General features: G+C 40.4%; 1 protein-coding gene. It reads left to right on the top strand.

Features of this window, described 5'->3' with window-relative positions; genetic code table 11:
• A partial coding sequence (locus CWB76_RS19385; protein WP_138609741.1) for a M3 family metallopeptidase occupies positions 1 to 324 on the top strand: 324 nt, incomplete at its 5' end.
• Between the last annotated feature and the right edge of the window lie 92 nt (positions 325 to 416).

The raw sequence follows: 416 nt of genomic DNA, 5'->3' as shown, positions 1-416 counted from the left end.
AAGTTTGAAAGCGAAGCACTAAAGGCACACGGTATCGATTACTACCCTGTACCACCTCGTTACAAATCAAACTACTTTAGCCATACGTTTGCAGGTGGTTACTCAGCAGGTTACTACGCTTACCTATGGACTGAAGTATTTGCCGCTGATGCCTTTGCTCATATGGAAAACAACGGTGGCTTAACGCGCGAAAATGGCGATAAGTTCCGTAAAGAGATCCTATCAAAAGGTAACAGCCGTGACTTAATGCAAAGCTACATTGAGTTTAGAGGTCAAAAACCAACGACTGATGCATTGCTTAAGCGCCGTGGTTTAGTTGATTAATTAATATTTTTAAGCAACTGATACAAAAGCCCGCTTGCGGGCTTTTATTGTTTATAGAACAATATATAACAGATAAACTGACACCATTACAT

Origin of the sequence: Pseudoalteromonas sp. S1609 (genome assembly GCF_005887255.1) — a bacterium.
Taxonomy (GTDB): Bacteria; Pseudomonadota; Gammaproteobacteria; order Enterobacterales; family Alteromonadaceae; genus Pseudoalteromonas.
This window is presented reverse-complemented; position numbering and strand designations above follow the sequence as displayed.